Source organism: Streptomyces sp. H39-C1 (assembly GCF_027158125.1).
In the GTDB taxonomy this organism is placed as follows: domain Bacteria; phylum Actinomycetota; class Actinomycetes; order Streptomycetales; family Streptomycetaceae; genus Actinacidiphila; species Actinacidiphila fildesensis.
In genome coordinates this window covers 89,876-96,680 of the sequence record NZ_JAPVLS010000029.1, presented here as the reverse complement: position 1 = coordinate 96,680, position 6,805 = coordinate 89,876, and the positions used below count along the sequence as shown (strand labels likewise).

At 72.9% G+C, this 6,805-nt stretch carries 9 protein-coding genes; 5 read left to right on the top strand and 4 right to left on the bottom strand.

Features of this window, described 5'->3' with window-relative positions; genetic code table 11:
- The 3 genes from O3W51_RS20715 to O3W51_RS20705 all read left to right on the top strand — a co-directional run.
- On the top strand, nt 1-483 hold a 483-nt coding region (locus tag O3W51_RS20715; protein ID WP_269287133.1), incomplete at its 5' end, for a hypothetical protein.
- A 13-nt stretch (nt 484-496) separates the two neighbouring features.
- Nucleotides 497-1,159, top strand: coding sequence for a futalosine hydrolase (locus tag O3W51_RS20710; RefSeq protein WP_138358920.1), 663 nt, complete (start codon nt 497-499; stop codon nt 1,157-1,159).
- A 1-nt stretch (nt 1,160) separates the two neighbouring features.
- The gene (locus tag O3W51_RS20705; protein ID WP_138358918.1) at nt 1,161-1,997 is read left to right on the top strand and encodes a 1,4-dihydroxy-6-naphthoate synthase; all 837 of its coding nucleotides are present in this window, start codon (nt 1,161-1,163) and stop codon (nt 1,995-1,997) included.
- A gap of 199 nt (nt 1,998-2,196) precedes the next feature.
- Here the strand turns inward: O3W51_RS20705 and O3W51_RS20700 are convergent, their stop codons facing one another.
- Nucleotides 2,197-2,580 carry a cold-shock protein gene (locus tag O3W51_RS20700; RefSeq protein WP_138358916.1) on the bottom strand — a complete coding sequence of 128 codons (384 nt, stop codon included), beginning with the start codon at nt 2,578-2,580 and terminating at the stop codon, nt 2,197-2,199.
- 167 nt (nt 2,581-2,747) lie between these two features.
- Here O3W51_RS20700 and O3W51_RS20695 point away from each other — a divergent pair, with 167 nt between their 5' ends.
- Complete coding sequence (locus O3W51_RS20695; protein WP_138358914.1) at nt 2,748-3,044, top strand: hypothetical protein; 297 nt, start codon at nt 2,748-2,750, stop codon at nt 3,042-3,044.
- On the opposite strand, the gene O3W51_RS20690 is transcribed toward O3W51_RS20695, so the two are convergent.
- A complete protein-coding gene (locus O3W51_RS20690; RefSeq protein ID WP_138358912.1) occupies nt 3,023-3,664 on the bottom strand; it encodes an HAD family hydrolase in 642 nt (213 codons plus the stop codon). The genes O3W51_RS20695 and O3W51_RS20690 overlap by 22 nt on opposite strands.
- 223 nt (nt 3,665-3,887) lie before the next feature.
- Between O3W51_RS20690 and O3W51_RS20685 the strand changes: the two genes are divergently transcribed.
- Nucleotides 3,888-4,760, top strand: a complete 873-nt coding sequence (locus O3W51_RS20685; protein ID WP_187144919.1) for a hypothetical protein — start codon at nt 3,888-3,890, stop codon at nt 4,758-4,760.
- 474 nt (nt 4,761-5,234) lie between these two features.
- Here O3W51_RS20685 and O3W51_RS20680 read toward each other — a convergent pair whose 3' ends face one another.
- Entirely contained in the window at nt 5,235-5,705 is a 471-nt protein-coding gene (locus tag O3W51_RS20680; RefSeq protein WP_198357317.1) for a heme-degrading domain-containing protein, read from the bottom strand.
- A complete protein-coding gene (locus tag O3W51_RS20675; RefSeq protein WP_198357318.1) occupies nt 5,702-6,778 on the bottom strand; it encodes a Gfo/Idh/MocA family protein in 1,077 nt (358 codons plus the stop codon). The genes O3W51_RS20680 and O3W51_RS20675 overlap by 4 nt, the downstream gene beginning before the upstream one ends.
- Between the last annotated feature and the right edge of the window lie 27 nt (nt 6,779-6,805).

Below are 6,805 nucleotides of genomic sequence, written 5' to 3'. Positions count from 1 at the left end.
CGCCGCGCTGCCGCCGCCCTCGGTGCCGGGTCCCTCGGGCTGGTCCTCCTCACCGCTTGTGAGAACCCGACCCCGCTGGCGACCGTGACCGTGGGCACCAAGACCGTGACCACCGAGGCCACTGACAAGTGCTACGCCAAGGGCAAGAAGCTGCCGAGCGCGATCTTCATCGCGTGCCTGAGCGCCGCCCCCAAGCACACGATCAAGGTCAAGCCGGGTGAGAAGATCCGGGTCGGCGTCGACCCGTCCATCGGTGAGAAGGGCTGGCTGATCGCCTCGGGCGTGAACCAGAAGACGGACGTCCTGAAGGACGAGACGTACTGGACGCTCACCGAGTCCGCCGGGATCTTCACGGTCAGCGACCCGCAGACCGGCAGCTCGATGCCGCTCAAGAACGCCACGCTGAACATCGTCGGCAGTTCCGACGCCACTGCCGACAACGTCTTCGGTGTCTGGCAGTTCAAGCTGGAGAAGGCCGCATAGCGGGTCCGCGGAGATGCGTCTGCTGGTGGTGACCGCGGTGGCGGCGGAACGGGATGCCGTGACCGCGGGACTGTGCGCGGCCGCGCACCCCGCGGTGCACTGCGACGTGATCGCCGCAGGAGTCGGCCCGGCCGCCGCGGCGGCCGGCACGGCCACCGCGCTGGCCTCGGCGGACTCCCCGTACGACCTGGTGGTCTCCGCCGGGATCGGCGGCGGCTTCCAACCCGCCGCTCCCCTGGGGTCGGTGGCCGTCGCGGAGACCATCGTGGCTGCGGACCTGGGCGCGCAGACGCCCGACGGTTTCCTGCCCGTCGCGGAACTGGGCTTCGGAGTGAACGAGCACCGGCCGCCCGCCGCGCTGAGCGCGGCCGTGGCCCGGGCGCTGGGCGCGGTCCACGGACCGGTCCTGACGGTGTCCACGGTGACCGGAAGCGCCGAGCGGGCCGCCGAGCTGGCGGACCGCCATCCCGGTGCCGTCGTCGAGGCGATGGAGGGGTTCGGCGTCGCGGAGGCCGCGGCGGCGCACCGCGTACCCGTGCTGGAGATCCGTACGGTGTCGAATCCGGTGGGCCCGCGCGACCGCGCGGCCTGGCGGATCGGGGCGGCGCTCGCCGCGCTGACCGGGGCTTTCGGGAAACTCCCGGCGGCGCTCGACGGTGAGGACCTGGGGACCTGACATGAAGATCGCGTATTCGCCCTGCCCGAACGACACCTTCGTGTTCCACGCGTGGGCGCACGGCCTGGTGCCGGACGCGCCCGCCCTGGACGTGACGTTCGCGGACATCGACATCACCAACACCCTGGCCGAGCAGGGCGCGGAGTGCGAGTACGACGTGCTGAAGGTGTCGTACGCCGTCCTGCCGTGGGTGCTGGACGAGTACGCGCTGCTGCCGTGCGGCGGCGCCCTGGGCCGCGGCTGCGGCCCGCTGGTGCTGACCCGCGACCCCATGAGCCTGGCCGGGAAGACCGTCGCGGTGCCGAGCGAGCGCTCGACGGCGTATCTGCTGTTCCGGCTGTGGGCGGCGGCCGAAGTGCCGGAGGGTATCGGCAAGGTCGTGGTCATGCCGTTCCACGAGATCATGCCCGCGGTGCGGGACGGCCGGGTCGACGCGGGCCTGGTCATCCACGAGGCGCGTTTCACGTACCAGCAGTACGGGCTGCACAAGCTCGCCGACATGGGCGAGCACTGGGAGGACACCACCGGCCTGCCGATCCCGCTCGGCGCGATCATCGCCAAGCGGTCGCTGGGTGCCGAGCAGCTGAACGCGCTGGCGGACGCGATCCGGACGTCGGTGCGGATGGCGTGGGACGACCCGGCGGCCTCGCGCGACTACGTGCTGGCCCACTCGCAGGAGATGGACCCGGCGGTCGCCGACCAGCACATCGGGCTCTATGTGAACGAGTTCACGGCCGACCTCGGTGAGGACGGCTACGCGGCGGTCCGTGGCCTGCTCACCCGCGCGGCGGCCGAGGGACTGGTACCGCCCCTCGGCCCCGACGCGCTGACGTTCTGACGCCGCGAATCCCCCGCGACCCCTAGGGCGTGTTGCGAAAGTCCCGCCTGGCCCACGACGCCCGGCAAGCGCCCTCGCTGCGTTGTCGGGCTCGTCCAAGTACGTCCGGTACGAGGACGACCCTCCGCCTTGCGAGCGCACGCACCGGACGCCGTGGACCACGCCCTCCGGGCGAACGGCGCTCCTTTCGCAACACGCCCTAGACGTCCAACTGGTCGGCCACCGCGCGCAGCACGCCCGCGATCTTGTGGCCGTGGGTCTTCTCCGGGTACCGGCCCCGCTGCAGCGAGCGCGCCACCTCCTCCAGGAGCGTGGTGAGGTCCTGGACGATCGGCAGCAGTTCGTCCGGCTTGCGGCGCTGCGCGGCCGCGACGGACGGTGCGGGTTCGAGGAGCGTGACGGAGAGCGCCTGTTCGCCGCGCTGGCCGTTCACCACTCCGAACTCCACACGCTGACCGGGCTTGAGCGCGGCCACCCCGTCGGGCAGCACCGACGAGTGCACGAAGACGTCGCCGCCGTCATCGCGGGAGAGGAAGCCGAAGCCCTTCTCGCTGTTGAACCACTTGACCTTGCCGGTAGGCACGTCCGACCTCGTCCTCATCGCTCGTAAAGCCCCCGAAAGGGCCCTGGATAGCAGTGCGGCAGGCCCGTCCTGACCGGACCTGCTCGTGCTACCAGCCTATTGGCCCGATGGCCCGTGACAAGACGCCGTGGTCCCCCATCTCTCTGGACCCGATCTACCCTGGTCGGGTGACCAACACACCTCACTCCCGGGGGACGACCCCCGCAACGTCCGAAACCCGCGGGGCGGGCGACGTCCTGGTGCGCGTCGGCGCGATCGTCTTCTTCGTGGGCGCCGTGAGCACGCTGGCCACCATGGTTCCGCTGCTCCTCGGCACCGACCCGCTGCCGACACCCGCGTACTTCGTGTCGATGCTGATGGGCGCCGGTCTGGCGCTCGCGCTCGGCGGGCTGCTGCGCTCCGCCCTCGCGCAGAAGCGCCGGGTCCAGGAGGCCCGGGAGGGTCAGGCGGCCGCCGGCGCGTAGCCGGCGAACCAGGCGGGGAATTCGGTCAGGCTGTCCAGCACCACGTCCGCGCCCGCCGCCCGAAGCTCCGCGGCGTCGCACGGCCCGGTGGCGACGCCGACGGAGAGCGCGCCCGCGACACGGGCGCCGCGCACATCGCCCGTGTGGTCGCCCACATAGATCGAGGCGCCGTATTCGAGCAGCGCCTCCGCCTTGGCCTCGGCCCACAGCCAGCCGCGCACCTCGGCCTCGATGCCCAGGTGGTCCAGGTGCAGCCTGGCGTTGGGCTCGTACTTGGCCGTGACGACGACCGCCCGGCCGCCCGCCGCGCGCACCGCGTCGACGGAGGCACGGGCTCCGGGCAGCGCGGGCGTCGGTGCGATGGCGTAGTCCGGGTAGAGCGCGCGGAAGCGGTCGGCGGTCTCCGCGATGGCGTCGGCCGGGAACCAGTGGGCGAGCTCCTGGTCGAGCGGCGGCCCGAGCCGGGTGACGACCAGCTCCGAGTCGATGAAGACTCCGGTCTCCGCGGACAGCCGGTCGAAGGCGGCCTTGATGCCGGGCCGGGAGTCGATGAGGGTCATGTCGAGGTCGAAGCCGACCGTGATCGTGGGGGTCCCGGGAACATGCGAAGCGGTAGTCATACCGCCATTCTCACCCCGCACCACCTGCACACCGAGCGAACCCCCAGCAGATCGATGTACCACACACCGATCCGCGCCCCGGGCACACACGGCGCGCGGCGCGAGCAGCCCGCGCGGGCCGTCGTACCCGCGCCCCCGCCGGAGGCGTCGGTCTCCCGCCGGCGGGAGCCGTCGCGGTACCTTCAACGGATCGGTGGAGCCAGCGGTTTGGGCGGTGAGGCGGATGGGTGTCGAGAGCGACCAGCTCGTGTTCGACTACTTGAGCCGGGTCGGTGACCTGGCACAGACGACGCTGCCCGCTGCCCAACGGATGCGGCTCGTGGCGCAGTTGCGCCGCGACATCGACCGGGAGCGGGTCAGCACCTCGGGACCCGGGGCCGGGGACAGTCCGGCGGCCGTGCGGCGGATCCTGGGGCGGCTGGGTTCGCCGGACGAAGTGGTGGAGGCCGCGGCCGGCCGGCCGCAGACACCGTCGGAGCAGCCCGCGTCCTTCCGGAAGGTCCCCCAGCAGCGGGACGACGCACCGGGCGAGCACGACTGGTGGAGCGTCGGAGCCCCGGCCGGGCGCCCGGGGGACGAGCTGACGGGGCTGCCCGGCATGACGGGCGGGGCGCACTTCGACTTCGACCTCGACGAGGAGGACGAAGAGGAGGAGGAAGCCGAGGCGCTCGAAGAGGAAGTGCTGGAAGAGGGCGTCGAGGAGGCCGCGCCACGCCGTCGGCTGCTGCGCCGGCGCCGCATCCGGGAAGTACGGGAACCGCTGGGGCGCGCCAACCCGATGCTGCTGCTGGCCGGCGCCCTGCTCGTGGCCGGTGCGGTGCTGGGCTCGTGGATTCCGCTGGGTCTGGGCTGGCTCGTCGCCTACTTCTCCCGCCGCCTGTCGCGCAACCAGGCGAAGTTCGCGGTCTTCGGCATCCCCGGCATGGCGGCGGCCGGCCTCCTCGTCTGGCTGTGGGGCCGGACCGCGGGCAAATGGGGCGAGCCCGTGCCCCAGGGCACGATGGGCCAGGCACTGCAGGACGGGCTTCCGGTGGTGGTCAGGGTGGCGGCGGTCGGTTCAGCGCTCTACGTCCTCTGGCGAAGCCGCCACATCTGACCTGCGGCCGGCTCCCTTCCAACGACCCGGCCTGCAGATTTCGCCTGCCGGCCGCGGGGTGAGCGTCCGCCCCACGGCGAGGGACAGGCACGCGGGGCGGGGGTGCGGGTACGTCAGCGCCAGCGGCACCGTCACGCCTGCGGCGGGCTTTCCCCCACCCTCCCCCAACCTTCGGCCGGGGGTGCCCCCACCACCGCCGTCACGAATGCACGCCACAGACACCACCCGCGCTCCCGCAGGGACGTCGGCCCCTGCCGCGCCGTTGCGCCTGCGGCGGACTTCGGGCGCCGGGCCGGACGGACCTGTTGTGACGTGAGGGGGACGGGGCCGCAGGGGGAGGGGTCCGAAATGCTGCCGTGTATGTGTGAGCCGCTGGGGGCACCCCCGGCCGAAGGTTGGGGGATCGTAAATATACGATTTCGGACCCCTCCCCCGGAGGGCCCGGCCCCCGACCGACCCACGACGAACCGCCCGCTACCCCCGCACCATGCGCGACAACGCCTCCACCACCAGCGCATGATCCTCCGACTGCGGCAACCCCGACACCGCCGCCGTCCCGACGATCCCCACCCCCGCCACACGCAGCGGCACCGCGCCCCCGTGGGCGGCGTACAGGTCCGGGTCCAGGCGGGAGGATTCCTCGAAGGTGGTGCCCTTGGCGCGGAAGCGGGCGCCGACGAGGTACGACGACGCGCCGTAGCGCTCCGCGACGCGGGACTTGCGGGCGAGCCAGGCGTCGTTGTCCGGGGAGGTGCCGTCCAGCGCGTAGTGGAAGAGTTGCTGGCTACCGCGACGGATGTCGATCGTCACGGGGGCGTTGCGCTCCCGCGCCAGCTCCACCAGCAGCGACCCCAGCCGCCACGCGTCGTCGTTGCTGAACCCCTGAAGGACGAGGTCGCGTTCCTGCGCTTCGAGCTCAGCGACGAGATCACTGGGAGTGCTCATGAGCGCGCCTCCAGTTCCACCGTGCGGCCCTCGCGGGCGGAGAGCCGGGCCGCCTCCAGGACTTCGAGGGCGGCGGCCGCCTCCAGGGCGGTGACCGGCGGGGCCGAACCGTCGCGGAGGGCCGCGGCGACCGCCGCGTAGTAGGCGGGGTAGTCGCCCGGCAGGGTCGGGACGGGGCGAACGGAGTCGCCGGCCCCGAGGGTGCCCCAGTCGGACTCCGGCTCGACGCCCCAGTCGCCGTCGGCGGTGCCGGGCCGCAGGCCGTCGCGGAGGGCGGCCTCCTGCGGGTCGAGGCCGTACTTGACGTAGCCGGCGGTGCTGCCGAGTGCCCGGAAGCGGGGGCCGAGCTGGGCGGTGGTGGCGCTGGCCCACAGGTGGGAGCGGACGCCGCCGGCGTGGGTGATCGCGATGAACGTGTCGTCGTCGACCTCGGCGCCGGGGCGGCGGACGTCGGACTCGGCGTAGACGCGGACGGCCGGGCCGAAGAGCGTCAGGGCCTGGTCGACGAGGTGGCTGCCGAGGTCGTAGAGGAGCCCGCCGATCTCGGCGGGGTCGCCCGACTCGCGCCAGCCGCCCTTGGGCTGCGGCCGCCACCGCTCGAAGCGGGACTCGAAGCGCTGCACGGTGCCGAGCTCGCCGCTGTCCACGAGGTGGCGCAGGGTGCGGAAGTCGTTGTCCCAGCGGCGGTTCTGGAAGACGGAGAGCAGCAGGCCGCGGTCCTTGGCGAGGGCGGCCAGTTCGTAGGCCTCGGCGGCGGTGCCGGCGAGCGGCTTGTCGACGACGACGGGCACCCCGGCCTGGAGGGCGGCGGTCGCGAGCGGCACGTGGGTGCGGTTGGGGGAGGCGAGCACCACGAGGTCGACGGGGTCGCCGGTCCACAGTTCGTCGGGGGAGGCGGCGAACCGGACGTCGGGGTGCTCGGCGCGGGCCTGCTCGCGGCGCTCGGGGTTCGAGGTGACGACCGTGTCGAGGACCAGGCCGTCGGTGGCGGCGATGAGCGGGGCGTGGAAGACGGAGCCGGCCAGGCCGTAGCCGACCAGTCCGACGCGGAGGGGGGTGGCGGGACTACTCATGCCCTCCACTTTCGCAACAGTGTTGCC

Coding starts and splice junctions, on each gene's coding strand:
- O3W51_RS20710 (WP_138358920.1), top strand. CDS start 497: ATGCGTCTGCTGGTGGTGACCGCGGTGGCGGCGGAACGGGATGCCGTG.
- O3W51_RS20705 (WP_138358918.1), top strand. CDS start 1,161: ATGAAGATCGCGTATTCGCCCTGCCCGAACGACACCTTCGTGTTCCAC.
- O3W51_RS20690 (WP_138358912.1), bottom strand. CDS start 3,664: ATGACTACCGCTTCGCATGTTCCCGGGACCCCCACGATCACGGTCGGC.
- O3W51_RS20685 (WP_187144919.1), top strand. CDS start 3,888: ATGGGTGTCGAGAGCGACCAGCTCGTGTTCGACTACTTGAGCCGGGTC.
- O3W51_RS20680 (WP_198357317.1), bottom strand. CDS start 5,705: ATGAGCACTCCCAGTGATCTCGTCGCTGAGCTCGAAGCGCAGGAACGC.
- O3W51_RS20675 (WP_198357318.1), bottom strand. CDS start 6,778: ATGAGTAGTCCCGCCACCCCCCTCCGCGTCGGACTGGTCGGCTACGGC.